General features: G+C 41.1%; 31 protein-coding genes and 1 other RNA gene. 29 read left to right on the forward strand and 3 right to left on the reverse strand.

The genetic code is table 11. The annotated features are described in order from the left end of the window. Positions 1-230 precede the first annotated feature (230 nt). Complete coding sequence (ltaE, locus tag ACXAFV_RS14620; protein ID WP_475127511.1) at positions 231-1,247, forward strand: low-specificity L-threonine aldolase; 1,017 nt, start codon at positions 231-233, stop codon at positions 1,245-1,247. 138 nt (positions 1,248-1,385) lie between these two features. Here ltaE and ACXAFV_RS14625 read toward each other — a convergent pair whose 3' ends face one another. Then, positions 1,386-1,718 (reverse strand): YckD family protein, encoded by a 333-nt coding sequence (locus ACXAFV_RS14625; RefSeq protein WP_475127514.1) that lies wholly within the window; start codon positions 1,716-1,718, stop codon positions 1,386-1,388. Between the two features lie 133 nt (positions 1,719-1,851). Here ACXAFV_RS14625 and ACXAFV_RS14630 point away from each other — a divergent pair, with 133 nt between their 5' ends. The 15 genes from ACXAFV_RS14630 to ACXAFV_RS14700 all read left to right on the forward strand — a co-directional run bounded on the left by ACXAFV_RS14630 (position 1,852) and on the right by ACXAFV_RS14700 (position 12,532). Then, the gene (locus tag ACXAFV_RS14630; RefSeq protein ID WP_475127516.1) at positions 1,852-2,256 is read left to right on the forward strand and encodes a sporulation protein; all 405 of its coding nucleotides are present in this window, start codon (positions 1,852-1,854) and stop codon (positions 2,254-2,256) included. Positions 2,257-2,493: 237 nt separating this feature from the next. Continuing rightward, entirely contained in the window at positions 2,494-4,233 is a 1,740-nt protein-coding gene (locus ACXAFV_RS14635) for a carbon starvation CstA family protein (protein ID WP_475127518.1), read from the forward strand. A 90-nt stretch (positions 4,234-4,323) separates the two neighbouring features. Further along, the gene (locus ACXAFV_RS14640) at positions 4,324-4,581 is read left to right on the forward strand and encodes a cory-CC-star protein (RefSeq protein ID WP_475127932.1); all 258 of its coding nucleotides are present in this window, start codon (positions 4,324-4,326) and stop codon (positions 4,579-4,581) included. Positions 4,582-4,608: 27 nt separating this feature from the next. Next, entirely contained in the window at positions 4,609-5,559 is a 951-nt protein-coding gene (locus ACXAFV_RS14645) for an ArsA family ATPase (RefSeq protein ID WP_475127519.1), read from the forward strand. A 208-nt stretch (positions 5,560-5,767) separates the two neighbouring features. Then, entirely contained in the window at positions 5,768-6,028 is a 261-nt protein-coding gene (locus tag ACXAFV_RS14650; RefSeq protein WP_475127520.1) for a metal-sensitive transcriptional regulator, read from the forward strand. Positions 6,029-6,118: 90 nt separating this feature from the next. Then, a complete protein-coding gene (locus ACXAFV_RS14655) occupies positions 6,119-6,346 on the forward strand; it encodes a sulfurtransferase TusA family protein (RefSeq protein ID WP_446243185.1) in 228 nt (75 codons plus the stop codon). Between the two features lie 53 nt (positions 6,347-6,399). After that, a complete protein-coding gene (locus ACXAFV_RS14660) occupies positions 6,400-6,879 on the forward strand; it encodes a DsrE/DsrF/DrsH-like family protein (RefSeq protein WP_475127521.1) in 480 nt (159 codons plus the stop codon). Positions 6,880-6,927: 48 nt separating this feature from the next. Then, positions 6,928-7,497, forward strand: coding sequence for a rhodanese-like domain-containing protein (locus tag ACXAFV_RS14665; RefSeq protein ID WP_475127522.1), 570 nt, complete (start codon positions 6,928-6,930; stop codon positions 7,495-7,497). A 60-nt stretch (positions 7,498-7,557) separates the two neighbouring features. Further along, the gene (locus ACXAFV_RS14670) at positions 7,558-8,685 is read left to right on the forward strand and encodes an MBL fold metallo-hydrolase (RefSeq protein ID WP_475127523.1); all 1,128 of its coding nucleotides are present in this window, start codon (positions 7,558-7,560) and stop codon (positions 8,683-8,685) included. An 81-nt stretch (positions 8,686-8,766) separates the two neighbouring features. Further along, positions 8,767-9,543, forward strand: coding sequence for a sulfite exporter TauE/SafE family protein (locus tag ACXAFV_RS14675; protein WP_475127524.1), 777 nt, complete (start codon positions 8,767-8,769; stop codon positions 9,541-9,543). A 271-nt stretch (positions 9,544-9,814) separates the two neighbouring features. Further along, complete coding sequence (locus ACXAFV_RS14680) at positions 9,815-10,741, forward strand: DUF1002 domain-containing protein (protein ID WP_475127526.1); 927 nt, start codon at positions 9,815-9,817, stop codon at positions 10,739-10,741. Between the two features lie 142 nt (positions 10,742-10,883). After that, complete coding sequence (locus tag ACXAFV_RS14685; RefSeq protein ID WP_475127528.1) at positions 10,884-11,204, forward strand: hypothetical protein; 321 nt, start codon at positions 10,884-10,886, stop codon at positions 11,202-11,204. 173 nt (positions 11,205-11,377) lie between these two features. Next, entirely contained in the window at positions 11,378-11,740 is a 363-nt protein-coding gene (locus ACXAFV_RS14690) for a rhodanese-like domain-containing protein (RefSeq protein WP_475127530.1), read from the forward strand. Between the two features lie 25 nt (positions 11,741-11,765). Continuing rightward, positions 11,766-12,062 (forward strand): rhodanese-like domain-containing protein, encoded by a 297-nt coding sequence (locus ACXAFV_RS14695; protein ID WP_475127533.1) that lies wholly within the window; start codon positions 11,766-11,768, stop codon positions 12,060-12,062. Between the two features lie 107 nt (positions 12,063-12,169). Beyond that, positions 12,170-12,532 carry a YidH family protein gene (locus ACXAFV_RS14700; protein ID WP_475127535.1) on the forward strand — a complete coding sequence of 121 codons (363 nt, stop codon included), beginning with the start codon at positions 12,170-12,172 and terminating at the stop codon, positions 12,530-12,532. Positions 12,533-12,576: 44 nt separating this feature from the next. Here ACXAFV_RS14700 and ACXAFV_RS14705 read toward each other — a convergent pair whose 3' ends face one another. Then, positions 12,577-12,843, reverse strand: a complete 267-nt coding sequence (locus tag ACXAFV_RS14705) for a hypothetical protein (protein ID WP_475127536.1) — start codon at positions 12,841-12,843, stop codon at positions 12,577-12,579. Between the two features lie 225 nt (positions 12,844-13,068). On the opposite strand from ACXAFV_RS14705, the gene ACXAFV_RS14710 reads away from it, so the two are divergent. Next, a complete protein-coding gene (locus tag ACXAFV_RS14710; RefSeq protein ID WP_475127537.1) occupies positions 13,069-13,209 on the forward strand; it encodes a hypothetical protein in 141 nt (46 codons plus the stop codon). 62 nt (positions 13,210-13,271) lie between these two features. Beyond that, a complete protein-coding gene (locus ACXAFV_RS14715; protein ID WP_475127539.1) occupies positions 13,272-13,790 on the forward strand; it encodes a type 1 glutamine amidotransferase domain-containing protein in 519 nt (172 codons plus the stop codon). A gap of 70 nt (positions 13,791-13,860) precedes the next feature. Here the strand turns inward: ACXAFV_RS14715 and ACXAFV_RS14720 are convergent, their stop codons facing one another. Continuing rightward, positions 13,861-14,163, reverse strand: a complete 303-nt coding sequence (locus tag ACXAFV_RS14720) for a phage holin family protein (RefSeq protein ID WP_475127541.1) — start codon at positions 14,161-14,163, stop codon at positions 13,861-13,863. 227 nt (positions 14,164-14,390) lie between these two features. On the opposite strand from ACXAFV_RS14720, the gene ACXAFV_RS14725 reads away from it, so the two are divergent. From ACXAFV_RS14725 to abc-f, 11 genes are all read left to right on the forward strand, one after another. Next, positions 14,391-14,828, forward strand: coding sequence for a peptidylprolyl isomerase (locus ACXAFV_RS14725; RefSeq protein ID WP_475127546.1), 438 nt, complete (start codon positions 14,391-14,393; stop codon positions 14,826-14,828). 58 nt (positions 14,829-14,886) lie between these two features. Next, a non-coding RNA gene (gene ssrS / locus ACXAFV_RS14730) (6S RNA) lies at positions 14,887-15,074 on the forward strand. Between the two features lie 114 nt (positions 15,075-15,188). Next, positions 15,189-15,608, forward strand: a complete 420-nt coding sequence (locus tag ACXAFV_RS14735) for a flavoprotein (protein ID WP_475127549.1) — start codon at positions 15,189-15,191, stop codon at positions 15,606-15,608. A 30-nt stretch (positions 15,609-15,638) separates the two neighbouring features. Next, positions 15,639-16,718, forward strand: a complete 1,080-nt coding sequence (locus ACXAFV_RS14740; protein ID WP_475127551.1) for a DUF1835 domain-containing protein — start codon at positions 15,639-15,641, stop codon at positions 16,716-16,718. 129 nt (positions 16,719-16,847) lie between these two features. After that, entirely contained in the window at positions 16,848-17,243 is a 396-nt protein-coding gene (locus ACXAFV_RS14745) for a nuclear transport factor 2 family protein (protein ID WP_475127553.1), read from the forward strand. Between the two features lie 255 nt (positions 17,244-17,498). Next, complete coding sequence (locus tag ACXAFV_RS14750; protein WP_475127555.1) at positions 17,499-19,238, forward strand: ABC transporter ATP-binding protein; 1,740 nt, start codon at positions 17,499-17,501, stop codon at positions 19,236-19,238. Continuing rightward, positions 19,235-21,022, forward strand: coding sequence for an ABC transporter ATP-binding protein (locus tag ACXAFV_RS14755; RefSeq protein WP_475127557.1), 1,788 nt, complete (start codon positions 19,235-19,237; stop codon positions 21,020-21,022). The genes ACXAFV_RS14750 and ACXAFV_RS14755 overlap by 4 nt, the downstream gene beginning before the upstream one ends. A 71-nt stretch (positions 21,023-21,093) precedes the next feature. After that, complete coding sequence (locus ACXAFV_RS14760) at positions 21,094-21,492, forward strand: GNAT family N-acetyltransferase (protein ID WP_475127559.1); 399 nt, start codon at positions 21,094-21,096, stop codon at positions 21,490-21,492. A gap of 548 nt (positions 21,493-22,040) precedes the next feature. Next, positions 22,041-23,330, forward strand: a complete 1,290-nt coding sequence (locus ACXAFV_RS14765; RefSeq protein WP_475127561.1) for an ATP-binding protein — start codon at positions 22,041-22,043, stop codon at positions 23,328-23,330. Between the two features lie 128 nt (positions 23,331-23,458). Further along, positions 23,459-24,355 (forward strand): cupin domain-containing protein, encoded by an 897-nt coding sequence (locus tag ACXAFV_RS14770; RefSeq protein ID WP_475127564.1) that lies wholly within the window; start codon positions 23,459-23,461, stop codon positions 24,353-24,355. Positions 24,356-24,975: 620 nt separating this feature from the next. Next, positions 24,976-26,892: a ribosomal protection-like ABC-F family protein gene (gene abc-f, locus ACXAFV_RS14775; RefSeq protein ID WP_475127565.1), complete on the forward strand. Its 1,917-nt coding sequence runs from the start codon at positions 24,976-24,978 to the stop codon at positions 26,890-26,892. Positions 26,893-26,976: the final 84 nt, after the last annotated feature.

Below are 26,976 nucleotides of genomic sequence, written 5' to 3' on the forward strand. Positions count from 1 at the left end.
TACTATTATATAAGACACATGGTTCAGTCGTTTTAACTACGTGTCTTTACACCTTCCGTTAAAATAGTATCATAAAAAAGAAGTGAATGTTGCGAATATTCCTATAATTATATTTTTAAATAGGTAATTGTAATTATCTTCAATCTTACAGGTGTATAGTTCAACCTATTGTGCAAACAATTTTTTGTTATAATGTGTTAAATGAAATTGAGAGTTCAGGAGGGGATAAAATGATCGATTTACGAAGTGATACTGTAACCAAACCAACCCGGGAAATGAGACAGGCAGCATTTGAAGCTGAAGTGGGGGATGATGTATATGGTGAAGATCCTGCCGTAACGAAATTAGAGCAGGAAGCTGCCCGCATATTGGGAAAAGAAGCGGCACTATTTGTTACAAGCGGTACACAGGGGAATCAAATAGCCGTCCTCACTCACACCCGTCCCGGGAATGAAATTATATTAGAAGAAAATTCCCATATTTTTTATTATGAATCTGGTGCAGTTGCAGCTTTGGCAGGTGTCCAGACCAGAACGATACCAGGTGTAAAAGGAGAAATGGATCCAAAAGTCGTAGAAGCAGCGATTAGGGTTGAAGATCAACACTTTCCAGAAACTGGATTAATCTGTATCGAAAATACCCATAATCGGGCAGGAGGAGCCATCATTTCAACAGAGAATATGGAATCTATACATTCAATTGCCAGAAATCATTCGATTCCGGTCCACGTTGATGGAGCAAGACTATTTAACGCTGCAGCCGGGAGTGGAAGGGATGTACAGGAATTCACCAAACATTGCGACACTGTTCAGATTTGCTTATCGAAGGGTTTGGGAGCACCAGTCGGATCAATCATAGCAGGCGATAGTCCATTCATTAAAAGGGCAAGAAAGTGGAGGAAGAGACTTGGTGGAGGCATGCGGCAAGTAGGGATCATCGCTGCCCCCGGCCTGGTGGCACTGACAACCATGAGGGAACGATTGGTGGAAGACCATGAAAAAGCTGTCGTCCTAAAAGAAGCTTTACAAAGCGCTAATGGAATCCGTGTTGTGAATGATGTTGATACAAACATAGTGGTGGCAGATATTCAGGGCAGTGGACTTTCCACTGAAGGCTTTGTAGAACTACTGAAAGACAAGGGAATTATGATAGGTGGTTTCGGCCCTCATACTGTAAGGTTTACCACTCACTACGATGTAAGTATGGATGAAGTGGAGAAGGTGGCTAAAATCCTTAAGTCCATTTAAGTCAAAAAAAGCCGGGAAGAAGATCAGGCATCCAACCAGCTTTTTCTGAACACAGTATTTTAATTGATTGGAAATCGGTTCCGGGCAGAGCATAAATGATTTTATACTTGTGACAAACCGTACCCAACCAATACTTTACTAATTATTCTTTTGGGGATGAGGCATTTTTCCCTGGTGATGATGCCATCTCATCATATAACCGTTTTCTTTTAGTTTTTGATAGCGTTCCTCCATTTTCTTAAGCATCATATCACCTTGTTCTTTCGTGAAAACACCGTACTCTACATACTTGTTAATCAGTTCTTTTTTTGTGGTGAACAACTGCTTATGCAGTTTGTCCAGTTCTTGTTTCTGATCCTCCGAGAGATTGACTTTCTGAGGAGTGAGCTGCAGCCCTTCAGCAGAAGCATATCCATGCAAGTTGATGCTTAGCAGACAGACAGTGATGAGTGTGAAAATTACCTTTTTCATTCATATCCCTTCTTTCCTTAAGTTTCTTTAATAGTTTCAACGAAAATTTAGCAATATATGTATAGGCATTTAATGATTTTGGGTAATGTATAGTGATGTTCATTCAATCTTTGAAGCAGAAGGTGGTCATAATATGCTAGAAAAATTCTTATCCAGTATCGGGATCGGACATGTAAAAGTTGATACCGTAGTGGGAAAAGCGTCCATTAAGCAAGGCGAAATAATCAAAGGTGAAGTAATCATAGAGGGAGGAAACGCAGATCAGCCGATCAATGAAGTTCAATTGCTCCTTTTACATAAATATGAAGAAGATAAAGAGGACAGTGACTTTCCTTACCACGAAAAAGAGTTGAAGACCATCAAATTAAATGATATCGGAACGATAAAAGCAGGGGAGAAAAAATCAATCAGCTTTCAATTTCCAACAGATAGCAATCATCCCAAAACAACCAAGACCGATCAAACCATCTTAAGGACGACAGTCGATATTCCTCAGGCGGTTGACCCGACAGATGAAGACAGTATTATAGTGAGTTGACAGACGGAACCGGAATCTAATGGATTCCGGTTCTTTCGTATAAAGGACCTTTTTCCCAGGCCTGTGAAATGTGAAATTTAATAAGGAAAAATCCCGTTGAAAAGATGGATAAGCCAATGTAAAATATAGTAAGCGCATACATTCTAAAAATTCTGTATTTTTACCTCACCATGAATTGCTTCCTGAATGAATAGTGGATGATATGGCTGTATTTTTTTATTTAGAAGGAGGAGTTTTATGGGAGGAATCTGGCTGGCATTAATAGGGGGGATAGTATTTTTAATTGGGTACAAGTATTACTCTAAGCTGATTGCGGAAAGAATCTACCGATTAGATCCGAACTACGTCACTCCTGCACATCAATTTAAGGATGGCGTTGACTTTGTACCGACAAATAAGTTTGTCCTATGGGGACATCATTTTACATCTGTGGCTGGTGCTGCACCGATTGTAGGTCCTGCCATCGCTGTTTATTGGGGTTGGCTGCCCGCCTTTTTATGGGTGATTCTCGGGACGGTCTTCGCTGCAGGTGTCCATGATTTCGGCACACTCGTCCTTTCTGTCAGAAACAAGGGGCAATCAGTTGGTACATTGGCCAGTAAGCTGATCGGAAAGCGGGCAAAAGTACTCTTTCTTTGCATTATCCTAATCCTTGTACTAATGGTAAATGCAGTTTTTGCATGGGTTATTGCAAATTTATTTATTACATTTCCAGCTAGTGTGCTGTCTGTCTTCATCCAGATACCATTGGCGGTATGGATCGGGTATAGAGTTTATAAACGAAGCGGAAGCATGCTGCTGCCATCCGTTGTCGCCCTTCTGGTGATGTATGTATCTGCCATCATTGCAAGCAGAGTGGAATTCCTTCAAATCGACCTTGTTAAGTATTTCGGAGGTGAAGGAGCATCATCACTATTTGGTTTAAGTTCCACCAGCATGGCATTCTTTGTCTGGATTGTCATTCTAATGATTTATGTGTATATAGCGTCCACCCTTCCTGTCTGGAAGCTATTGCAGCCCAGGGATTATATCAATTCACACCAATTAGTGGTCGGTCTGGGTTTACTTTATTTAGGATTATTATTTTCAAATCCACAAATTACAGCACCGATGACCAATAGTTCGGCTGATGTTTCATGGTTTCCGTTATTGTTCATTACCATTGCTTGCGGAGCGATATCAGGCTTTCACGGATTGGTCTCATCCGGTACTTCATCTAAACAACTGAATAAAGAAACAGATGCCAGGTTTGTAGGGTATTTAGGGGCCGTTGGTGAAGGGGCATTAGCTCTTATTGCAATCATTGCATGTATCACCTTTTTCCCGAGTGTTGAAGAATTCAAAGCTACATACAGCGGATTTGCGGCTGCAAGCGGTGCAGGTCTGGGTGTTTTCATCCAGGGAGCGGGACAGCTTGCAACAGGATTAGGAATCCCGGCAGATATTGCTGCTACAATCGTTTCCGTCATCATTGTGAGCTTTGCGGCAACTACCCTCGATTCTTCTGTACGATTAATGAGATACATCATTGCAGAATTAGGCGAAGAGTATAATGTCATGCCGCTTACGAAAACACATGTTGCGACAACGATAGCCGTTGTTTCCAGTGCGGCCCTGACACTCCTGCCGCAAGGTCCAAAAGGATTCGGCTCTGGAGGATATCTGCTATGGCCGTTATTTGGGACATCGAATCAATTGTTGGCCGGCATCAGTTTATTGTTGATCACTATATGGCTCAAGAGACAGGGAAGAAACTATCTGGCTACATTGATCCCAATGCTGTTCCTGATGTTCATGACGCTTTGGGCAATGATTAATCAGGTGATATTCGAATGGTCCGGAATAGGAGAAGCAGAAGGAAATATGCTTTTATTCATTTTTGGCAGCATCATATTGATATTCACACTATGGATTTTAATTACAGCCGCCTCATCCCTTTCTAAAAGAGGAGAGGATCCGACACAGTTCACTGCCTGAACATTTTGAAGATAGGGGACCCTTTTGAGCAAAGGCGCTTAAAAAGGGTTCCCTTTTATTGAAGGGGGGTATAGGATGATTGATTCATCAATGAAAGAAAAATTCAAACACATCATCAAACTATATGATGAGATCATTAAACATCCTCATAAAACAGAAATTGCAAGAGAATTAAGAGATGAGGATGATTTGTTCTTCTTATTATTATATTCGGATATGCTCGGACTGCCGAATCCGGTTTTTTATTACACATTAGAACTTTACCCGTATATGATAGAAAAGTTTCATGATTGGCATTTACGGATGGGGATGGAGCATTCCCCGTTAGAAGGAATAAGGTGCTGCTGATGCTAAGAGGAAGGTGTGAAAAAGTGAATGAATGAAATTGAAAATCAATCGATCCTTTTTGTAGGGGGGAAAGGAGGGGTTGGAAAGTCCACTTCTGCTTCTGCATTAGCCTTGATGTTCGCCAAATCAGGGAGGAAGACACTTATCATTTCAACGGATCCTGCTCACAATTTAGGTGATATCTTTCATAAGAAGATAGGCGAAGAAATAACGCCTTTACTTGAAAACTTATGGGGCCTTGAAATAAACCCTGAAACGGAAACGGATAAGTATATAAAGGGCGTAAAAGGTAATTTAAAAGGTATGGTCAAGTCCTCTATGATTGAGGAGGTTCACCGGCAAATCGATATGGCGGCATCTGCACCAGGTGCTGAAGAAGCAGCTTTATTTGACAAGATTGTATCGATTATTTTAGAAGAAAAGGAAGAGTTTGATAAAATTATCTTTGACACTGCACCTACCGGACATACAATCCGTCTGCTTTCGCTTCCTGAGTTGATGGGTGTCTGGATGGACGGCATGCTTGAAAGAAGAAAGAAAACGAATAAGAACTACTCTCAGCTGTTGAATGATGGGGAGCCGGTAGAGGACCCGATTTTCGACGTATTACAGAAGCGAAGAGATAAGTTTGCAAGAGTTCGCTCCATCATGTTAGATTCAGCAGAGACCGGGTTCATCTTTGTCTTGATACCAGAGAGGCTCCCGATCTTGGAAACGGAAAAAGCCATCGAATTGATGAAGAAGCATAATTTGAAGATACAAGGGTTGATCGTCAACAAAATCCTGCCGCCTTCAGCAGATGGGTCATTTCTTCAAAAAAGAAAAGAGCAGGAGAAAGCTTACCTGCAGCTGATGAAGAAGAAGTTTACCGAACAGAGTTTATATGAAATTCCCTTATTAGAAGAAGATGTGTGTACACTCAACCACCTTGATTCATTCGTTTTGCATTTACAGCAGGAGGTATCCGGTAAGGTATAAGGAATTATTCAAAATAATATTGTTGAGCAAGCAATGTGATGGTCGAATCAATCGATCATCACTTTTTTAATGTAGAACAGAATCTTGAACGGTAGTCGAGAGTGGAAAAAAATTTATTATTTAGTGTTGACAATATACCTGGTAGGGTATAATATAGTGAGTGTAGCAAGAAAACAACACAATAAGCTTGTTTCTGGGAGGTGTCTTTATGGAATACAATTCTCAAGTTAAAAATCGAATCAAACGTGTTGAAGGGCAGCTCCGGGGAATCTTAAGGATGATGGAGCAAGGGGAAGATTGTAAAGATGTGATTTCCCAGCTGTCAGCAGCTAAAACTGCTCTTGATCGTTCGGTTGGCTTGATTGTAAGTTTAAACCTTGTTGAATGTGTGAGAGATTCACATGAATCTGGTGAAAATACAGATGAAATTGTAAAGGAAGCAGTAAACTTGTTAGTGAAAAGCAGATAATGAAAAAGTGTTGACAACTTTTTTTATATCATTTAACATACCCTTATAGGTATATAAAAACTTTTAACAACTATTTAGGAGGAATTTTAAATGAACGCAGATAAAGTATTAGACGCAAAAGGATTAGCTTGTCCAATGCCAATCGTAAAAACAAGAAAAGCAATCAAGGAGATTGAAGCAGGTCAGATCCTGGAAGTTCAAACGACTGACAAAGGTGCCAAGAGTGATTTAACGGCATGGGCTAAATCAACTGGACATGAGCTTGTAGAGTCTAAAGAAGAAAACGATGTATTCACATTCTGGATTAAAAAAGGATAATTTTTTTTGAGGGGGAATATACCCCTAGTTGTATTAAGAGGAGGAAAAAACAGATGTCAGAGACAAAAACAACAAACATTATTCTCTTTAGCGGAGATTATGATAAAGCAATGGCTGCTTACATCATCGCTAATGGTGCGGCGGCTTACGATCACGAAGTTACTATTTTCCATACATTTTGGGGTCTTAATGCGTTGAGAAAAGAAGAAATGGTCCCTGTTAAGAAAAGCTTCATGGAAAAGATGTTCGGCAAAATGATGCCGCGCGGTGCAGATAAATTGGGTTTATCCAATATGAACTTTGCAGGAATGGGTCCTAAAATGATCAAAGGTGTCATGAAGAAGCATAATGCAATGCCGCTGCCTGACTTGATTGAGATGGCCAAGGAGCAAGATGTAAAGCTGGTTGCTTGTACAATGACAATGGATTTATTGGGACTTCATAAAGATGAGTTAATGGATGAGATCGAATATGCAGGTGTAGCCGCGTATCTAGCGGATGCAGAAGACGGTAATGTAAACTTATTCATCTAAATTTTTTTAAGAAAAAATATACCCTATAAGGTAATTGGAGGTTATTGTATGACTATTGAAGCGAATGTTGTATTAGATGCAAAAGGGTTAGCATGTCCTATGCCGATCGTAAAAACGAAGAAAGCGATGAAAGACCTTGAAGCCGGGCACGTGATTGAAATTCAGGCGACGGATAAAGGGTCAAGAGCCGACCTTCAAGCATGGGCGAAGAGTTCAGGTCATGATTATCTTGGTACGATTGAAGAAGGCGATGTTCTGAAGCATTTCGTTCGTAAATCAAGCGGCGAAGATAGTGTTGAGCGTAAGCACGAAACGGTTACCAATAATGAAGAGTTAGCTGGTAAGCTCGGCGATGAGAATACGCTCGTATTGGATGTTCGTGAAAAGGCAGAATATGCATTCAAGCACATTCCCGGAGCGGTATCCATTCCGCTAGGGGAATTAGAAGCAAAAGCTGATGGGCTTGCTAAAGATAAGAATATTTATGTTGTGTGCCGCACCGGTAACCGCAGTGATATGGCAGCACAAATGTTAACAGATAAAGGATTTGCGAATGTCATCAACGTAGTGCCAGGCATGAGCGAATGGTCAGGCGACGTAGAATCTGACGTTGAATAATAGATATTAAATGATTAACAGATAGAAACTATAAAAGAAATTAATTGGGAGGTAGAAACAATGGCAGTGAAAGCAATGAGTCCGAAAGAAGTAGCACAAAAAGTGATCAAAAAAGAAGATTTGTTCATCTTGGATGTACGTAACACAGACGCATTTGAAGATTGGAAAATCGACGGACATACGTTTGAATATCTGAACATTCCTTACTTCGATCTTTTAGATGGAGTGGAAGAGATTTTAGAGGAACTTCCAAACGATAAGGATATCCTGGTTGTCTGTGCGAAAGAAGGTTCTTCTGTCATGGTGGCAGAAATGCTTTCAGATGAAGGGAAAGATGTTGCTTATCTGGAAGGCGGAATGAAAGCGTGGAGTGAGCATCTTGAACCGGTCAAAGTCGGTGACCTCACTGACGGAGGCGAGCTCTATCAATTCGTCCGTCTAGGGAAAGGCTGTCTTTCATATATGGTGGTTTCAAAAGGTGAAGCGGCAATCGTTGATGCTACACGAATGACTGATATTTTCATCGATTTTGCAAAAGAGAAAAATGCTGAAATCACACATGTATTTGATACTCACTTACATGCGGATCACATTTCAGGCGGACGTAAAATCGCTGAAGCGACAAATGCTGCTTACTGGCTGCCTCCAAAAGATGCAGAGGAAGTTACGTTTGAGTATGCAGCTCTTGAGGATGGCAATAAAGTCGTTATCGGTAACTCAACAATCGACATCAATGCTTTATATTCACCTGGACACACAATCGGGTCTACTTCTTTCGTCATTGACGAGAAGTATCTATTATCAGGAGACATTCTGTTCGTAGACAGCATCGGACGTCCTGACCTTGCTGGTAAGGCAGAGGACTGGGTTGCAGACTTGAGAGAAAGTCTATACAAACGTTATAAAAATTTATCCATGGAGCTGACTGTATTACCCGCTCACTTCATGATCATCGATGAATTAAATGAAAACGGTACTGTCGGAGAAAAACTTGGTACACTATTTGCAAAAAATCACGGTTTGAATATTGAAAATGAAGATGAGTTCAGAAAATTGGTTTCTGAAAATTTACCACCACAGCCAAATGCTTATCAGGAAATCCGTGAAACAAACATGGGCAAAATCACACCTGATGATGAAAAGCAGCGTGAAATGGAAATCGGACCAAACCGCTGTGCAGTTCGATAATCTGACTCTTTTTTAAACTCGAAGAAATAAATGGGGACCTTTTAAAGAGGTTCCCATTTAAAGTAAAGGAGGAACTTTACAGTGGATTTGGCATTTATCATTACAGTCTTTTTAATTGGCTTCATTGGCTCATTTATTTCCGGGATGGTAGGGATCGGAGGCAGCATCATCAAGTACCCGATGCTTCTATATATTCCTCCATTACTGGGAGTCGCATCATTTTCCGCTCACGAAGTATCCGGTATCAGTGCAGTGCAAGTGTTCTTCGCCACACTTGGCGGGGTATGGGCTTATCGTAAAGGCGGTTACTTGAACAAAACACTCATCACTTATATGGGTGTGAGCATCTTGATCGGAAGCTTCATCGGTGGCTATGGTTCCAAGGCCATGAGTGAAGACGGCATCAACCTTGTATATGGAGTACTTGCTTTAACAGCGGCAATCATGATGTTCATCCCGAAAAAAGGGATAGATGACATCAAGTTTGAGGATGTTACATTCAATAAATGGCTTGCAGCAGTTTTGTCCTTAATCGTCGGGATCGGAGCAGGAATCGTTGGAGCTGCAGGAGCATTTCTATTAGTCCCGATCATGCTTGTGGTTCTTAAAATCCCTACAAAGATGACGATTGCATCATCACTTGCCATTACCCTTATTTCTTCTATCGGCTCGACAGTCGGGAAGATCAGTACTGGTCAAGTAGATTATGTACCTGCATTGATCATGGTAGTAGCAAGCTTAATCGCATCTCCATTGGGTGCAACAGCAGGTAAGAAAATGAACACGAAAATATTGCAGACCATATTGGCAGTACTGATTTTGGGTACCGCTATCAAGATTTGGCTCGATATCCTATAAGAAATTCTCAGACACCTGTCTCTCTCTGCGTTGATTCACTATCGCAGCGGGGGCGGGTGTTTTTTTACTGTCTAACACTCCTATAGTTGAGGTGAAAATTACCAAGCGCATTACTAAAAAAATTTGAAACTTATTTCTTTGTTAAACGTCTATTACAATGTAGAGAAATAAGACCAGAGAATGATGCAAAGTAAGTTAGGCACTTGTACAATGGATAAAAGTTTGTAGATTTGCTAAAAACATTGAATGCAGTAAAAAGGAGAATCGAAAAATGAAAAAATTAATGAGTATTGTACTTCTTATACTATTGGTAATTGGTTTAGGCCAGCCAGCAGCGGCTTCAGATAACAACAACGAAAAAGAAAGTATCAATGAAAAATTTGGAGTTCCGATTGTCGTATATGGTGAGACACTCACAGCAGAGCAAAAAAAGTCTGTACAGGAACAGCTCGGCATTGATGAGAATGACGATGTGGAGGAATTTACTGCAACAGGGGAAGACCTTGTTAAATACATCGAAGGGGAAAATAGAAATGCCCGAATGTTTTCTTCAGCAAAAATCACCAGACAGGAAAAAGGACAGGGTCTGAATGTGGAGATCGTTACTCCTGATCATATTACTGAAGTAACCGAATCCATGTATGCCAATGCGTTATTGACGGCTGGGGTAGAAAATGCAAATGTGGAAGTGGCCTCACCTGTAAAGGTAAGCGGACACTCTGCATTAACGGGCATCTATAAAGCTTATGATGTAAGTGGGGAAAAACTTGATTCCGTACGTATGGAAGTGGCGAATGAAGAGTTAAATGTTGCAACTGAATTAGCTAAAGATGCTGGCATCGATAAAGAAAAAGTCAGTGAGCTGCTGACAGAAATAAAAAAGGAAATTGCAGAACAGGATCCGGCAACTAAAGAAGAAGTGCAGAAAATCGTTGAAGAAGAGCTTAAGAATATGAACATCGAGCTAAGTCCTGAAGATCGTCAATTATTGATTGATTTATTTGATAAAATCAGATCCCTCGATATCGACTTTGATAATGTGCAGCAGCAACTCGAGGATTTGACGAAGGATATTCAATCGACCATCAAAGATATTGTAAATGATGAGAGCTTTGGTCAAAAGGTATCTGATTTCTTTACGAGCTTATTGGACGCAATAGCTGAATTCTTCAGATCGATAAAAAATTTATTCTCATAACATTGATTAAGAAGCCCAGGTACATTCCGGGCTTCTTTTTTCTCTGTCTTCCCATCATTTACACCGATACTTTTTATTTACTAGTCAAATGCCCTTCCATAATTCCAATTTGTTAATAGGCTAATAAAGAGGAGTGTCAGATATGAACTTTAAACGAAATATGTATGGAATGAATTTTAATCAAAGTCCTGCTTTTTCAAATATAGATCAATCATACCAAGGGCCATATTCACAGTATGGACCGGTAGGAGGACAGCCTGGATACGGATATGGATTTCCTGGTTATCCTCCGCCAGTACAGGGTCCGGGACCTGGTCCAGGCTTCGGGTATGGGTATGGTTATGGCTATGGCATAAATCCGTTAGGTGCAGGGCTGATCGGATTGGGATTAGGATTTTTAGGAGGACAGATTGTAGGTGGCCCATTCAATAAATTCGGGAAAAGATATTATTACTACTATTGATCATTAGCACCAAAAATGTAACCATCGAAAAGCTGATTCTGTATAATGAATCAGCTTTTATGCTTTTTCCACGGAAATCAACATCGGTGTTTAACAGAACGAAGAAATAATATTTGACTAAATACCTATAGGGGTATAAAATAAATATATACTAAACAAAAAGAGGTGTTTTCATGGAATTTATCGGATTGATAATCATGGCATTCTTGGTTCTTTTATATATAAGGCAAATGAAGCCAGGAAAAAATATTAAACAAATCACCACTTCGGAGTTGAAAAAACACTTAGGAGATACTACCAAACAATTTATTGATGTACGCACTCCTGGTGAGTTCAAAGGAAGACATATAAAAGGGTTTAAAAATATACCGCTAAATACCCTACAAAAGAATATGGACAAGCTCTCGAAGAATAAGGAAATAGTCATTATCTGCCAGAGTGGCATGAGAAGTGCCAAAGCGGGTAAAATCTTATCTTCTTCAGGGTTTCATTCTGTTACAAACGTCAGAGGCGGAATGAATGCCTGGTCTGATTAAACTAATTGTAGAAAGGGAAATGAGAATGAATCGTATCACACCAATGGAATTACAAAAGAAATTTGAAAATGGTGAAGTTCTAAGTATCATCGATGTAAGAGAAACAGCCGAGGTGAGGGCAGGGAAAATCAAGGATGCAGTAAATATTCCCTTGGGTCTTTTGGAATTCAGAATGAATGAATTGGATAAGACAGAACAATATTTCATTGTTTGTCAATCGGGTGGAAGAAGCAGTCAAGCTGTGCGGTTTCTTGAATATCAAGGCTTTGATGTGGTGAACATAGATGGTGGAATGTCTGCTTGGAAAGGTAAGCTTCAATAATACTGTTTTTAAAGGGCTGAACTCTTTTGGTCCTTTTTGTTTTCTCCTTGATAAACAAGGTAATCATAGTAAGGAGTAATTGTAGTATAAAAGAAATGAGATGAAGCATGTTGAAAGAAACAAATGAATCCAAATATATCCAGCAGCATCTAGCGAATGAACGGACCTATCTAGCTTGGATCAGAACATCAATTGCTATATTGGGGATAGGCTTTTTAACAACCAGCCTTCATTACACATCAACGCAGGAGAATGAATTTCAAGGGAAAATCACTGTTCTGATAAGCGGGGTAAGTATATTAATCGGTCTATTCCTCATTATCGGCTCAACCATAAATTATTATCGGGCACGTAAGCATATCAACACACAAACCTTTACATCCGCCAATGCCGTCATCATCTTCATGTCTATCGTTGCAATGATCATTTTGCTATTTGTATGTATTTATTTATTTTCGTTGAATATATAAATACATCCTTTTGAAGCAAAAAAAGCAGGGGATGAAATCCCTGCTTATTGGTTATCCTGTTTCTTTTCATTATAATATTGGACTGACGTCATTGCACCTTCACTGACCATAGAATTGTCTTCGATATTTTGAGGGTCTGGATTACCGCCTTTTTCAACTGGGAGGTCTTCTGATTTACGTTTTTTGATCTTTGTCATTAATCCTTCTTTCATATTGTGCAGGTGATTTCTGTTTTCTTTGGAAGATAACAACCATCCTAAAGACCCAGCCGTTACAGTAGCACCAACTAATAATGTTTTATTTACTTTCATATATTCTCCTCCTAGGAAATGCATATTTTTTATGTTTCTTTGCTTTTTGTATTCCCCGCATCTGTTCTTTTAAACATATAATTAAATCCAAAAAATAGTAATCCAGACAGAGTCATCTGTACTTCTTGATTCAGGGAATTATCGTAATGAGAGAACCTATCATAAATATTCTTTCTAATTTTTGGCATAATACTTGTATGATACTCAATTGAGAAAGGTGATAGCATGAGGAAGGTAACAAGCAAACAAATGTCTGCAGTCATTTACATAGTCGGAGCAATGATGACGGTGATAGCGATTGCCGTTTCCCTGGTCCAAACCAATACCATCATTAAAGCGATAAAGAAGTACAGTCCGTATAATTAAGGTTTATTAGTTGCAAAGAACTTCTATTGTCAGCACAATAGAAAACATGGGAGGGATGTAAGATGAAACTTAAAGGTAAAAAAATCATTCAGCTTGTAAGCGGAGATTTTGAAGACCTTGAACTGTGGTATCCTGTCCTCCGTTTGAGGGAAGAAGGAGCCGAGGTTCATATTGTCGGGGAAAAAGCAGACGAAGAATATATTGGAAAATACGGAGTGCCGATTGTTTCCGACTTTTCATTTGATGAAGTCAATCCGGAAAACTATGACGCCATATTAGTACCGGGAGGGTGGTCTCCAGATAAATTGCGGAGATATCCAGAAGTCATTGATATGATTAAAGAAATGAATTCACATACCAAGCCAATCGGCCAAATATGCCATGCCGGCTGGGTATTGATTTCTGCCAAAATATTAAACGGGGTAAAAGTAACCAGTACGCCAGGTATCAAGGATGATATGGAAAATGCCGGTGCCCATTGGGTGAACGAGCCTGTGGTGGTTGATGGTCATATCGTTTCCAGCCGCAGACCGCCTGACTTACCAGATTATATGAGAGCTTTTATTGACGTAATGGATTAATTTTAAAGACCGAAATAGTACCTGTCTTCAGTAATGAAGAGGGTATTATTTCGGTCTTTTTATGATAGAACTATTTTTCATTTTTATTATTTTGCCTTTTGTCATGATCATTCAATCGTGCAAAAAACGTCTGTTTAATGGATTGATGGGTGGTGATGGCGGCTCCTGTACAAATGAATCCATTTGCAATGCCGTTAAAATCGAATCCCAATCTCCAACTGCTGGCTGCCACACCGACCACTAATAATATCCAAATGATCAACCAGTCAGGAACATGAGGTGTTCTTTTTAGTGCAAAACCTAATACCCAAAGTGCAGGAACCAGAATCGTTAATTGAGGATGAATGGTTATTCCGTTGAACAATTCTGTCATATGCAGAATCCTCCTTATGAATCGACCTGTTACTAATCTATTCTGCAGCCTTACACATTCATGACAATTTAAAGGAAGGACATTGCATACGATACAAATAGCCCATATAAAAATTGAAATGAATGGAGGTGAAGGCAAAGTTGAGGAATTCTAATGTTAAAAGTGACAACACATACCTTCAGTGATAAAATATGAATGAATTTATATAAGATTAGGAGTTGTTAATAATGACGAAAAAAGGATACATACAATTTCAAACAGGTGAAAAGATTGAATTTGATTTATTCCCTAATGAAGCTCCGGGAACAGTAGAAAACTTTGAGAAGTTAGCAAAAGAAGGATTTTATGACGGCTTGACATTCCACCGTGTAATCCCTGGATTTGTGAGTCAAGGGGGCTGCCCGAATGGAAATGGAATGGGTGGACCTGGCTACACGATCAAATGTGAAACGGAAGGCAATCCTCACAAGCACGAAGAAGGATCCCTATCAATGGCTCATGCAGGTAAAGACACAGGCGGAAGCCAATTCTTTATCGTTCATGATCCACAGCCGCATTTAAACGGTGTTCATACCGTTTTCGGAAAAGTGACTTCAGGAATCGATATCGTGAAATCAATGAGAAATGGCGATGTAATGGAGAAAGTTGAAGTATTCGACGCTTAATTATTTTATCTGAGATATTTCGGTTGAAATTCCTGTGGAAATCATATAATATATAGAATACAAGCTGCGTTGTACGTAATCATAACGAAGTTTTAACCTTTAAACTGTAACAGGGAGTTTTATATCGAAGCCGGAATGTCAAGCCTCCACGATAGAGGACGACAGGAAGTCTTCTGCAAACACCCACTTTGAGGAGTGGTGGTTTAAAACTTTCTTATCTAACATTACGGCAAATGTGGCTCTAACTTTACAAACATCAAGCCAGTTCTCATAAGAGGGCTGGCTTTTTATTTTGTTTAAAGATTTTTTGTCCTATCAATCTGAATAAACAAAGTATATTGAATACATAAGGAGGCAGTTATGGCTGACGACTCATTTAGAGAATTTCTTGATGCTTTTTTAGCTGCATGGAAACAATCATCGATCAGGGAGATGGAAAAATGTATATCTACTGATTATCAAGCCAGAGAAATATCCGGGGGTGACATAGCGGACTTTGGTTATGAACAATCGATCAATGGCTGGAAACAAGGGTTTGATTTCGTAAAGGAAAATCAAGCCCAATGGGATATAAACGAAATCTCAATCATCCCTTTAAGACAGAGTGAAATGCTCGTTACCTTATCAGCGACTATCATCATTCATGGAAAATCAATGGAAACAGTGAATTTGTTTTTTGACACGTTCAAAAAATATGAAAGTGGCGATTGGAAGCTAATCAGAAGTTACATAGAATCAGGGGTTCCGATTAAGAATGTAAAGAGAATACAGGATGAATAACGATATTAGAATCTGAAGGGGGTGTAGGAATTGATCGATGATTATAAAAAAATCGTGAGAAACACCACAGAAAATGAAGCAAAATCACTTTTATTACAAACATTGATCCGAATCCAGATGGCAGAAGAAAAGGGGCAGTATTCAGATGAGCAGCTTTTGATTGACCTGAAAAGTACCTATGCTGATTTTCTGGGGTATAAACGTAATGAAGCGAAAAAGGAGAATCATAGACACTACAATACTGCACATATTGTGTTTGGTGATTCACCTTCAGGCAGTTTAAAGATGGCGTTAAAGGAGAAGGACGGCCATCAGTACGAAACGGTCATCCATTTTTCAGATATGTTTTCGGTTGGACCCGTATGGCGATTACATGCAGATGAGGGAATCAGATGCAGGCATGACTGGATTAAAAATCACCTTATTACTGATGACGACTATATCCATGAATATCAAGACAAATTCAACCAGACGCTCATAAAAATTGACTCGATCCCAGCGCATTCATCCATCATCATCTGGGCTGGTGAAAACGCTAATGAACAAACGGCATTGAGATATGTTTTATATTTATTGAAAGAAAAAACAAATCGAATCTTTCTCGTCAATACGACTCAATCATTAAAACAGCAATTTGATACTCCGGAATGTGAACACTTCCCTCTGCACACCGGAGAAATTTCACCTGATAAACTTCTAGTGATGTATGAGGATAACAGGAATGTCCAGATGTTGACTCGGATGCAACGGAAAGTGTACGAAGAGAAGTGGGAAGCGCTTTCTTCTAAACAGGAAGTTCTGAGGGTATGGGAAAAGCATGAAATACGAAGTGTTGATGAAACTTTTTACGATGACAATATCATTCAAGCAGCAGAAAAGATACACAGAGAGCGTAAAAATGATGACTTTATGAAATCAGCACGCCTCATAGGTGAAGTCATCGGCCATTTAACTCAATATACCGGTGACGAGTTCTTGGAGTATCGGGTCAGACAGTTGATCCTGAAGGGTGTTTTCGAAATGAAAGGTGTCCCGAAAGCAATGAGGTTTTATAGCGTGAGGCTTCGATCGGATTATTTGAACATTACTAATTCTAGTAGTAAAAGTTGATACTTGCAGAAATCATGCTGTAAAATAAATTAAGGTATTATCCAATTAATCTGAAAATTACCTTCACATCTATCTTAAATTTCCTTTAAAATAGAAACTATCACGTTTGTAATTGAAAGGATGATTAAAATGAATGAAATACAGACTAATAGTACTCACTCACAGAAAGAGAAAGCAGTGACTTTTCTACAAATGGTAGCATCGGGGGACGTCAGGGAAGCATTCAGTAGTTATACAAGTCCTGACTTCTGTCACCATAACCCTTATTTCCGCGGAGATACTGAATCTCTTATGACAGCAATGGAAGAGAATGCTGCTGAAAACCCGGAAAAGATCTTTGAGGTCAAACATGCTGTTGAAGAAGGAGAAACCGTTGCGGTTCACTCCCATGTAAGACAGCATCCAGAGGATCTTGGAGCAGTTGTCGTCCACATCTTTCGCTTTCAGGATGAACGGATCGTTGAAATGTGGGATATAGGGCAGCTCATACCAGAGAATTCCCTTAATGAGAACGGAATTTTTTAATGTTTAGAAGGTTGAACAGAAATCAACTATCTGACCACTGTTTAGTGGGTAAGAACGTTTCTTTTGCTTGCGTGAGGCAAGTGAGAGGGGCGTTCTTTTTGTGTGCATGAGTTTCTGTCAGCTCCTCCCCCAAAAGTCGTAGAAAACATTTGACCATTGGACGAAGAGACACCTTAAAAAGAAGAATAATATAAAGAATATGGTGAATATTTTCATTTCTTGGTATAAAATTGAATTTTGTGAGGGGGATCGAACATGAACTTATTAAAGACTACTATTTACCATTTTAAGCCTTATTGGAAAAAGCTGCTGGCTGCTCTTCTATTATCCATTGTAGGCGGTTTGTTTACAATTGTACCTTCCATCTTGGTGAAACGCTTGGTGGATGATGTGATTGTTGGAGGAGACATGGGTTTCCTCATTTGGGTCGTCGGGGGAATCCTTGGTGCATACTTAGGTAAATCCCTGTTTGAAACGATGCAGGAATTTGTACAGGTGAAGATCGGGCTGGATGTGATTACGGATATGCAAATCCGTGCCTTTAGGAGGCTGCATCGGACGCCGATGTCGTTTTTCTCGAAGACGCCGAGGGGTGATATGCTTTTTCGACTGACTCATGATGTCGAATCGGTTCAGAATCTGAATAATACGGTCGTTCCGCGTATTTTGCAGCAGGTTGTTGGTGCGATTGCAGCATTCTCGACGGTGTTTGTTTTATTCTGGCCTGCGGCGGTAGTGATGTTTGCGGTGTTTGCCATCTATATCGTTCCATCCTTTTCTCTCGGGAAAAAGATGCGGACGATGAGCGCGGTCCAGCGTGAGATGAGTGCGGATATGTACCAGCATTTGCAGGAAAGCATCGAAAGCGTCCGATTGGTGAGAACCTATCAGACACAGGATCAAGAAGTCGGAACGCAAGAGAAGAAACTGACAGAATGGAAGCGTTTCTCAATTCGTGCTGCATTAATCGGAAAGGTCAATTGGCGCCTCGGAAACTTGTTCAACATAGCAGCTCCAGGTGTTGTCATGCTGATCGGGGGATTGGCGATCTGGGATGGTAAGATTACGATTGGTACACTGATTGCCTGTCTAAGTTTCATCCCGATCATGTTTTTGCCGGTCCGTTCGATGGCTGAGCATGCACTCACGATTCAGCAGGCCATTCCTGCGCTGCAGCGAATCTATGAGTATTTTGATCTGCCTGAGGAACATGAGGAAGACCTGCCGTTTTTTGGAGACGTAAAAGGGAAGATTGATTTGGAAAATCTCTGGTTTTCGTACCCTGGAAGCGATAAGCAGATCCTGAAAGGTATCTCCCTATGCCTGGAGCAGGGAAACCACATCGGAATCGTCGGCACAAGCGGCGGAGGGAAAAGTACACTCGTCCAGTTGCTGCTCGGGTTGTATGAACCTGAACAAGGTTCCGTTCGAATCGATGATAAGAACCTTTTTGAGTATAATCGTAACAGTTTCAGAAAACAGGTCGGAGTTGTCTCCCAGGAAACGTTCCTATTAAACAGCACACTAAAGCAAAACCTTCTATATGGAAAGCCTCACGCGACAATCGAGGAAATGGATCGTGCAGCAGGTGCAGCCGGTCTTAAGGAATTGATCGACTCGCTAGACGATGGATATGAAACGATTGTCGGCGAAAGGGGTTTGAAGCTATCTGGAGGACAGAGACAAAGGGTGGCGCTTGCTCGTGCAATTCTGAGACAGCCGCCTGTCTTGATTTTTGATGAAGCGACTTCTTCTTTGGACGGGGAAACGGAAGAACGGGTACAGGCGTCCCTTGAACAGTTGATTCCCGGCAGGACGACGATCACCATCGCTCACCGTCTTGTGACGGTGAGGAACGCTGATATGATCATCCTTCTCGATCAAGGAGTGATTGCTGAAAAAGGTACACATGAAGAGCTGCTCCTGCAGAGAGGGAAATACTATGAATTATATAAAGCCCAATACAGTGAATTGGAAAAGGAGATGATAGGATGAGCGTGAATGCTGTCTCCCAACAGAAGAATCGTGACGGCAGAAGGGTTCTTGCTTTCCTGCGTCCGTATAAAAAATGGGTCATAGCCGACTCGATTGTCATCGCGATCAGCCAGGTGTTTTCGGCGCTGATCCCGACACTGGCACTAAGCTGGCTTGTGGATACGATCATCCCTAACGAAAACTACAATTGGCTGTGGGGGCTGATGTGGCTCCTGATTCTATCGGCAGTCCTGGATCTGGTGATGATGGTCATTGATGAATATTTCTGCCATCAGACCGCAAAAACCGTGACGAACTGGCAAAAGCTGCGCCTATTCCGTCACTTACAGATACTGCCGTATTCGTTTTACCACAACAATTCCACTGGAGAAATGCTTGCGAGGGTGTCGGATGATCCGGATACACTTCACAATTTCCTTGCTTGGGAAGGATCGACCTTCATGGCGAGTGTGCAGGGAGTGATCATCTATAGTCTAGTGCTGCTATGGATTCATCCTTATCTTATGATCACCAGTGTGGTCCTCGGGGTGATTTTTTACTGGACATCCAATTATGTTGGAGCGAGAACGAGAGCTGCGTCTGCAGATGCGAGAAAAGAAGCTTCCAGGTACCTTGAGAGATTAAGAGAATCTGTCACGGGTATTCATTTATCAAGGGTGATGGGAGTCTCTGACAGTGAGGTGGAAAGTGTCATTTCAATTCGCGACAGCTTTGTCCAGCACTCGATAAAAGAACTGAAGGCAAGAATGCAGTCCGTTGTCGTGATTGCGAGCTATAACGGATTTGCTCTCGGACTTGTTTATTTGATAAGTACAATCTTGATTTGGAATCAAGGTCTTACAAGCGGACAAATGCTGACAGCGGGTGGCCTTGTGACCATTGCAGCGAATGAGATGCAGAAACTCCTCCGAAACTGGCTCTCTGTCAGAAGAACAGGCCCAGCGCTGGATCGTTCAGAAATCCTCTTGGCTGAAAAAGCCTCCGAAGCAGAGATGACAGAAGGTGTCTGCGGTGAAAGGGCAATCGGGAACATCCGTTTGAAAGACGTTGCGTTTGCCTATCCTGGAAAAGATGAAAACGTGTTAAAAGGGGTTTCCTTTTCAATAGGAGCAGGTGAGAAATGGGCGTTGGTCGGCCCAAGCGGTTCGGGAAAATCAACCATTGTAGACCTGTTATTCAAGCTTTATGATACCGGGGTCGGACGGATTGAAGTAGACGGCCGCGACATCCGCGAGTGGGATACAGGGTGGCTGCGTTCCCAAATGGCGATTGTGACCCAGGATGTCCTGTTGCGAAGCGGTACCTTAGCGGATAATCTGAGGATCGGAAAGCGGGATGCGACAGAGGAAGAATGTCAGAAAGCGCTGATTGACAGCGGGCTCGGTGACCTACTTGAAACCTTGCCGGAAGGACTCGACACTCAGGTTGGTGAAAGGGGAGGCCTTCTTTCCGGAGGTCAAAAGCAGCGGCTGTCTCTTGCCAGAGCCCTTCTAAAGGATGCACCGATTCTCATCCTCGACGAAGCCAGCTCCGCCCTGGATCCGATTACTGAAACCAAGATCAACGAAGCTGTACTTAGAGCAGGAAAAAATCAAACGATTATCATCGTGTCGCATCGATTATCAACCGTGCTTGCTGCTGACAAGATCGTCGTCCTTGAAGAAGGAAAGGTCGTGGAACAAGGAAAACATGCCGATCTTTTAGTAGATTCAAAAGGGGTATACTCCCGACTGTTCGGACGGGAAGTTGAAATCGGCGGGACATCGATTGATCATGTTTCATAAATGTCTATATTTGTGGTAGGAACGGTTCTTAAAGGGCCGTTCTTTTAATTGAATGATAGGAGATGGTAAGTTTGAATGTTGAAATTTTGAGTTTCACAGAGAGACCTATTAAAGCTGCTGAATTGATGAGACTTTATCGAGATGCAGGGTGGTGGGAAGAAAGAGCGGAACAGGATATTGAGAAAGTATTACAGCAAGCGAGTTCGGTTGGTGCCTGGAGTAATAATGTCCTTATAGGGTTTGCGAGGTCGGTGGGTGACGGTGAATTTAGAGCGTATATTGAAGATGTTGTGATACATAAAGAGTTTCAGAAATCCGGGATTGGAACAAAGCTTGTATCATGTTTACTAGATGAGCTTTCTAATATTGATGTGATCAGTTTGTTTTGCGAAGAGGAATTACTCCCATTCTATGAAAAAAATGATTTTAAGTTCAGCAAGGCTCAATTTGTCATGCATAAAAAAAGTTGAGTGTGATAGCTGAACATGCAATCGAGGGTGAAGATAAAGAAACAGGTAATATACTTAAAAACATTATTAAAAAGCTTCGTGTTTCTTTACGAAGCTTTTTAGGTGCTGCTATTTGGGGAATTTATGGACATCCGATTTACTTGAATTTCTTTTGAAGAAAATATACACCCTTAACCTTAACTAGAAATCTTTATCTTTCTTCGATTTCTTTCTGAAAAACCATATGGTCACTCCAATCAGTACCAAAATAATGATCAGAGGAAGAATCAAAAATAAAGAAAATCCTGTTGTTCCAAGCATTGAAGTTCCTCCCAGCTAAATTAATGTTTTTGATAAAAAACTATTCCCTTCCTTTCTTTCATTAAAACGTTCAAATGTGCAAAGGCCCGTCCCTCGATGTATTAACGTGTTAACGCATCGAGGGACGGGCCTTTGAATGAAAGTTAGTCTATTAATCCATCGAATCTAAGGTATAATAGTTTATAGAAAGTTTGTGTTTTTCTGTAAATAATTCGTTTATGAGAATTGAAATAACGGAGGCATTACCGATGGGGCATTCAGAGTTATTTAACGGTTTACTGATTAACCTTCTTGTCATACTGATCATCATATTGCTGGTAAACTTTTATCATTTCTCCAAACAACGAGTATATAAAGTTCAAATCAAAACTTTACACATATACATCATCAGTACCTTGTTAATTCTTCTTTGCTTGATGCTCTCCGTACAATTAGAAGAAGGACTAATGTATGATTTGCGGTTCATCCCATTTCTATTGGGAGGGGTATACGGAGGGAGAAAAGTGCTGCCCTGGCTAGCATTAACGATGATTGTATCCCGCCTTCTGTTTATGGGATCGGGCTTTCTGCTGGCGGTTGCGCTGACCATTCTTTCAAGCACGGCAATCTTCTATCTGATTCCTAAATTATCTGAAAAGCCATGGGTGACGAGAGTGTATTGGTTTACGTGCTTCTCATTCTGCTACTCGATTCTCGCTTTCTTGCTGCCATATTTGCTTTTTGGTTTCAGTGATTACTCTTCTTTTATCATTTATTCAGTGACTCTTACAGGCTCGACGTTCTTTGTCTTTTATTTGTGTGAAATGATACGGACCACCAATATACTGCAATTGGAATCCATTAAATACGAGAAGATGCAAGTGGTCAGCCACCTGGCTGCTAGCATGAGTCATGAGGTAAGGAATCCGCTAACAACGGTAAAGGGATTTCTGCAATTGATAAACGAAAATCCGGCAGATGCATCGACCAACACTGAGCTTTCAAAGATAGCGGTCAGTGAAATCGATCGGGCCACTGAGGTCATCAATCAATACTTGAACTTCGCCAAACCTCATCCTGAAATGGATATTGATGTGGATGTCACTGGAGAGATAAAACGGTCCCAGGAAATCATCATGCCCCTTGCGATCAAAAAGGGGACGATTGTGGAGGCGGAACTATTACATAACCATTCAATCAAAGGCGACCCAAATAAGCTTCAGCAGGTCCTGATCAATGTCATGAAAAACGGGATTGAAGCGATGGAATCTGGCGGAATCCTGAAAGTCAACAGCTATGAAGAGGATGACCGTCTCGTGATTGTAATCAAAGACACGGGAATTGGTATGACCAAAGAACAAGTTACTCGACTAGGCGAACCTTATTTTTCACTGAAAGGGAAGAACGGAACGGGGCTTGGGATGATGACAGTCTTTCAATTGGTTGCCGGGATGAACGGGACTGTAAAAGTCGTCAGTAAGAAAAATAAAGGAACCTCGATCATTTTGTCCTTTCCTGTATCGACAGAAAGGTATGAGAAAAAGGCAGAGGTAATATGATGGTAAGGCCCTTTCCCCGATGCGTTAATGCGTTATCACTCGAGGAAAGGGCCTTTTTGGGTGAACGCACATACGCCGGATTCTCTGCATATCATATCGTGGTAAAAAAGTGAAGGGAATGAGTATAGATGTATGATCCATATTATACCAATGGGAATCCGGTACACCCGAATTTCATGCCTGGAGGACAGGAGAATCATCAGGTAGTGGACGTATTACTGAACGGAATCATTGGAAAGGCTTCAGCGGTTGATTTTTACAGCCGGCTGGCAGATGCGGCACCAGATAAAGAGCACAGGAATCACCTCGTCCACATTGCTGAAGACGAAAGAGCGCAGTGGGGCCGGTTGACAAGTCTGTATACCTCAATGACTGGAGTGCAGCCGATGTATGAGATTGAGCAGATTCCGTTTTATAGTTATCGGGAAGGTCTGCAAAGAGGCTATGAAGCGGAACTGGAGAGCTATGAACATTACCGGCTGGGTACATTGATTACCCAAAACCCTTCGATTTATGAAGCGTTTTTAAATGCTTGTAAAGGTGAATGGGAGCATGCGGACACATTGAGATACTTGGGTTCTGCCGGAAGTCGAATGGATTATGGTCCGGAACCGTTCACTTTTAATATTGACGAAGCGACAGTCAACAACAATACATTCCGCACAGCCGTCTGGACTGGGGAACATCTGCAAGTTACGTTGATGAGCATCAATGTCGGGGAAGATATCGGACTGGAAAAGCACCCGGAACTTGACCAATTCCTTCGAATCGAGCAAGGGCAGGGCATCGTGCAAATGGGGGATGACCCAAATAACCTGACCTTCCAAAGAAATGTTGAGGAAGACTACGCAATCCTGATCCCGGCTGGTACGTGGCATAACCTGACCAATACAGGAAATGTGCCCCTGAAGCTTTACTCAATCTATGCACCTCCACAGCATCCGAAGGGCACTATTCATGAAACAAAAGCGGATGCGATGGCTGCTGAAGAAGCAGAGCATGGCAGGTATTTTGGTTCATTTTGAAATTGAGAGACAGAGACGGTTTTCTATTTTGGAGGGCCGTTTTGTTTTATTCATGTACTAATTAGTGTCCCAGAAATAATTATAATTTACAAAATAATGAAAAAGTGAGATAATCAAGCAAATGAAGAAGGGGGAAAGTAAGTTTATGGAACCAACAAATTGCTAATTATTAATTTTATCTTAAATTAATAGGGATTTTATTTAGAACGTTAATTTGCCTAGTTTCAATAGGTTTATTTGTTATGTTCTTTATGGAATCAGGCAATTTAGAAGGTACTTACTTACTTTACTCAGGTTGATCACTAAATGGATTGGCGGCAAGTTTTTGATAACGATGCCGGATGTGTGTTGTTACCACGGACGGCTTCTGTCAGCGCACAATCCATGGTCGTAATAATCGAGTACACAAGACTGTAAGAAGACGATCTTCTTACGGTCTTTTTTTTTGGCTCTTCTCTGAAAGAGAATATTGGAAAATTGAATGAAGTAGTTGATGGGTGGAGAGGATGCTCGTATTTATACTCCACAGAGCCATTTTATATTGACTGAATAGGTATGTAGTTCTTCTTGATGCTGTCCATAAAGCGTAACGCACAATATGGATGAAAGAAGGAATCAGTATGCTTGAATTATCATTGAATGGTGTAAAAAAATATATGGATGCCACACTGGTTTTAGAAGATATCTCGTTTGAAGTATTTACCGGAGAGAAGATCGGGATTGTAGGTGTCAATGGAAGCGGGAAGAGCACAATTCTGAAATTGATTGCTGGGATAGAGCCGATGCATTACTATCCAGGCTACCCGCAAACCTCGAGCTACGGTTATGATGAAGGATTTGTAAATGTACCTAAAGACGCTGCTGTGGCGTTCCTTGAACAGATGCCCCAACTCCCTGATGGACTGAAGGTCATCGATGTCTTAAACCTTGCCTTTGAAGAAATTCACCTCATCGAGAAGCAGATGCGTGAAGTAGAGGAATCGATGAAAACACTAGAAGGTACGGCTCTTGAAAAAGCCCTGACGAAATACAGCGGCCTTGTTCAACTGTATGAGGTAAGAGGAGGATATGAGGCAGAGGAGAAATTAGGCCGGGTATGTACCGGGTTGAAGTTCGATGAGAATTTTTTAAGCAGGGATTTCGATTTCTTGAGCGGCGGGGAAAAAACAACAGTCATGCTCGGGAAGCTCCTGATTCATGCACCGGACATCCTGCTATTGGATGAACCGACCAACCACCTGGATATGGAGTCGATCGAATGGCTCGAGGGCTATCTCAAGAGCTACAAGGGGATTGTCCTCATCGTATCCCATGATCGTTATTTTCTAGATAACGTGGTTACAAATATCATTGAAATAGAGGATATGGTATCCAAGACGTATAAAGGGAATTATTCCTCCTATGTCCTGCAAAAAGAAGAACATTTGCGCATTCAATATGAGCACTTCCGGGAACAGCAGAAAAAAATCGGCAACATGGAAAATCAGGTCAAAAATCTAAGGGACTGGGCGCTTCGTGCCGATAATAATAAGTTTTTCCGAAGAGCTGCAAGCATCCAGAAAAAGCTCGAAAAACTCGATAGAATCGACAAACCGGTATTCGAAAAAAAGAATATGAGAATTGATTTCACAGCTTCCGAGCGATCTGGAATTGAAACGGTAAAAGCGGTTGGGCTTTCTAAACGTTATGTTGATAAAGTGATTTTCAAGGATGCTGGATTGATGATTCATTACGGTGAAAGGGTAGGGCTGATCGGTTCGAATGGAAGCGGGAAGTCGACATTCCTGAAGATGCTTCTTGGAGAGGAACAGCCGGATGGCGGTGTGGCGGAATTAGGGGCCAATGTTATGCCGGCTTATCTGCCTCAAAAAATCACGTTTAAAAATGAAGAGCTTACTGTGTTGGAAGCTTTTAGGGAAGACATCACGATTGTAGAAGGAAAAGCACGTGAATACCTGGCGAAATTCATGTTCTACAAAGGTAGTGTCTTCAAAAAAGTGAAGCAACTGTCAGGTGGTGAACGAATCAGGCTGAAGCTGGCCATGCTGCTGTTTAAGGATATCAATATATTGATCCTTGATGAGCCGACAAACCATCTCGATATTGCTTCAATTGAAACCCTGGAAGAAGCGCTGGAGGAATTCAAAGGAACCATTTTCTTCATCTCCCACGACCGTTATTTTATCAATAAGATGAGTGAGAGAGTGGTCGCGATTGAGGGTCATGGATTTAAAAGCTACACTGGGAATTACGATGATTATCGAACGGAAATAGAGAAAATAAAAAACAGGCAGTTAATGAAAAATCCTGTTGAAAAAGTAAAGAAACCACGAAAAAAGGTAGAAGATCATAATAAGGAAGAGGAAAAAGTCTTGGCAGAGGTGGAAGCGCTTGAGAATGAAATCATTCAACTGGATGAAGCCATGGCCAGGGATGATATAGAACATGAGCAGCTCAACAAGCTTTATAGAAGGAAACAGGAGTTGAATGTAGAGCTTGATTCAGTAATGGAGATATGGATGAGGTCTGCTGAGTGAATATGAGGGGATGACGGGACAAAGTTCCTCCCCCCTTTCCCATAACGAAAAGAGAGTGATGTATAGCGTGTTACTAAGAAGGTT

This window comes from Rossellomorea sp. ABR4_012, from assembly GCF_056159545.1.

What these genes read in the sequence shown, in the direction of transcription:
- ACXAFV_RS14715 (WP_475127539.1), top strand. Translation starts at nt 13,272, where the DNA reads ATGAAACTTAAAGGTAAAAAAATCATTCAGCTTGTAAGCGGAGATTTT.
- ACXAFV_RS14735 (WP_475127549.1), top strand. Translation starts at nt 15,189, where the DNA reads ATGGCTGACGACTCATTTAGAGAATTTCTTGATGCTTTTTTAGCTGCA.
- ACXAFV_RS14685 (WP_475127528.1), top strand. Translation starts at nt 10,884, where the DNA reads ATGAACTTTAAACGAAATATGTATGGAATGAATTTTAATCAAAGTCCT.
- ACXAFV_RS14630 (WP_475127516.1), top strand. Translation starts at nt 1,852, where the DNA reads ATGCTAGAAAAATTCTTATCCAGTATCGGGATCGGACATGTAAAAGTT.
- ACXAFV_RS14660 (WP_475127521.1), top strand. Translation starts at nt 6,400, where the DNA reads ATGTCAGAGACAAAAACAACAAACATTATTCTCTTTAGCGGAGATTAT.
- ACXAFV_RS14705 (WP_475127536.1), bottom strand. Translation starts at nt 12,843, where the DNA reads ATGAAAGTAAATAAAACATTATTAGTTGGTGCTACTGTAACGGCTGGG.
- ACXAFV_RS14670 (WP_475127523.1), top strand. Translation starts at nt 7,558, where the DNA reads ATGGCAGTGAAAGCAATGAGTCCGAAAGAAGTAGCACAAAAAGTGATC.
- ACXAFV_RS14690 (WP_475127530.1), top strand. Translation starts at nt 11,378, where the DNA reads ATGGAATTTATCGGATTGATAATCATGGCATTCTTGGTTCTTTTATAT.
- ACXAFV_RS14680 (WP_475127526.1), top strand. Translation starts at nt 9,815, where the DNA reads ATGAAAAAATTAATGAGTATTGTACTTCTTATACTATTGGTAATTGGT.
- ACXAFV_RS14645 (WP_475127519.1), top strand. Translation starts at nt 4,609, where the DNA reads ATGAATGAAATTGAAAATCAATCGATCCTTTTTGTAGGGGGGAAAGGA.
- ACXAFV_RS14625 (WP_475127514.1), bottom strand. Translation starts at nt 1,718, where the DNA reads ATGAAAAAGGTAATTTTCACACTCATCACTGTCTGTCTGCTAAGCATC.
- abc-f (WP_475127565.1), top strand. Translation starts at nt 24,976, where the DNA reads ATGCTTGAATTATCATTGAATGGTGTAAAAAAATATATGGATGCCACA.
- ACXAFV_RS14665 (WP_475127522.1), top strand. Translation starts at nt 6,928, where the DNA reads ATGACTATTGAAGCGAATGTTGTATTAGATGCAAAAGGGTTAGCATGT.
- ACXAFV_RS14710 (WP_475127537.1), top strand. Translation starts at nt 13,069, where the DNA reads ATGAGGAAGGTAACAAGCAAACAAATGTCTGCAGTCATTTACATAGTC.
- ACXAFV_RS14750 (WP_475127555.1), top strand. Translation starts at nt 17,499, where the DNA reads ATGAACTTATTAAAGACTACTATTTACCATTTTAAGCCTTATTGGAAA.
- ACXAFV_RS14700 (WP_475127535.1), top strand. Translation starts at nt 12,170, where the DNA reads ATGTTGAAAGAAACAAATGAATCCAAATATATCCAGCAGCATCTAGCG.
- ACXAFV_RS14695 (WP_475127533.1), top strand. Translation starts at nt 11,766, where the DNA reads ATGAATCGTATCACACCAATGGAATTACAAAAGAAATTTGAAAATGGT.
- ltaE (WP_475127511.1), top strand. Translation starts at nt 231, where the DNA reads ATGATCGATTTACGAAGTGATACTGTAACCAAACCAACCCGGGAAATG.
- ACXAFV_RS14650 (WP_475127520.1), top strand. Translation starts at nt 5,768, where the DNA reads ATGGAATACAATTCTCAAGTTAAAAATCGAATCAAACGTGTTGAAGGG.
- ACXAFV_RS14655 (WP_446243185.1), top strand. Translation starts at nt 6,119, where the DNA reads ATGAACGCAGATAAAGTATTAGACGCAAAAGGATTAGCTTGTCCAATG.
- ACXAFV_RS14725 (WP_475127546.1), top strand. Translation starts at nt 14,391, where the DNA reads ATGACGAAAAAAGGATACATACAATTTCAAACAGGTGAAAAGATTGAA.
- ACXAFV_RS14745 (WP_475127553.1), top strand. Translation starts at nt 16,848, where the DNA reads ATGAATGAAATACAGACTAATAGTACTCACTCACAGAAAGAGAAAGCA.
- ACXAFV_RS14755 (WP_475127557.1), top strand. Translation starts at nt 19,235, where the DNA reads ATGAGCGTGAATGCTGTCTCCCAACAGAAGAATCGTGACGGCAGAAGG.
- ACXAFV_RS14720 (WP_475127541.1), bottom strand. Translation starts at nt 14,163, where the DNA reads ATGACAGAATTGTTCAACGGAATAACCATTCATCCTCAATTAACGATT.
- ACXAFV_RS14765 (WP_475127561.1), top strand. Translation starts at nt 22,041, where the DNA reads ATGGGGCATTCAGAGTTATTTAACGGTTTACTGATTAACCTTCTTGTC.
- ACXAFV_RS14640 (WP_475127932.1), top strand. Translation starts at nt 4,324, where the DNA reads ATGAAAGAAAAATTCAAACACATCATCAAACTATATGATGAGATCATT.
- ACXAFV_RS14770 (WP_475127564.1), top strand. Translation starts at nt 23,459, where the DNA reads ATGTATGATCCATATTATACCAATGGGAATCCGGTACACCCGAATTTC.
- ACXAFV_RS14635 (WP_475127518.1), top strand. Translation starts at nt 2,494, where the DNA reads ATGGGAGGAATCTGGCTGGCATTAATAGGGGGGATAGTATTTTTAATT.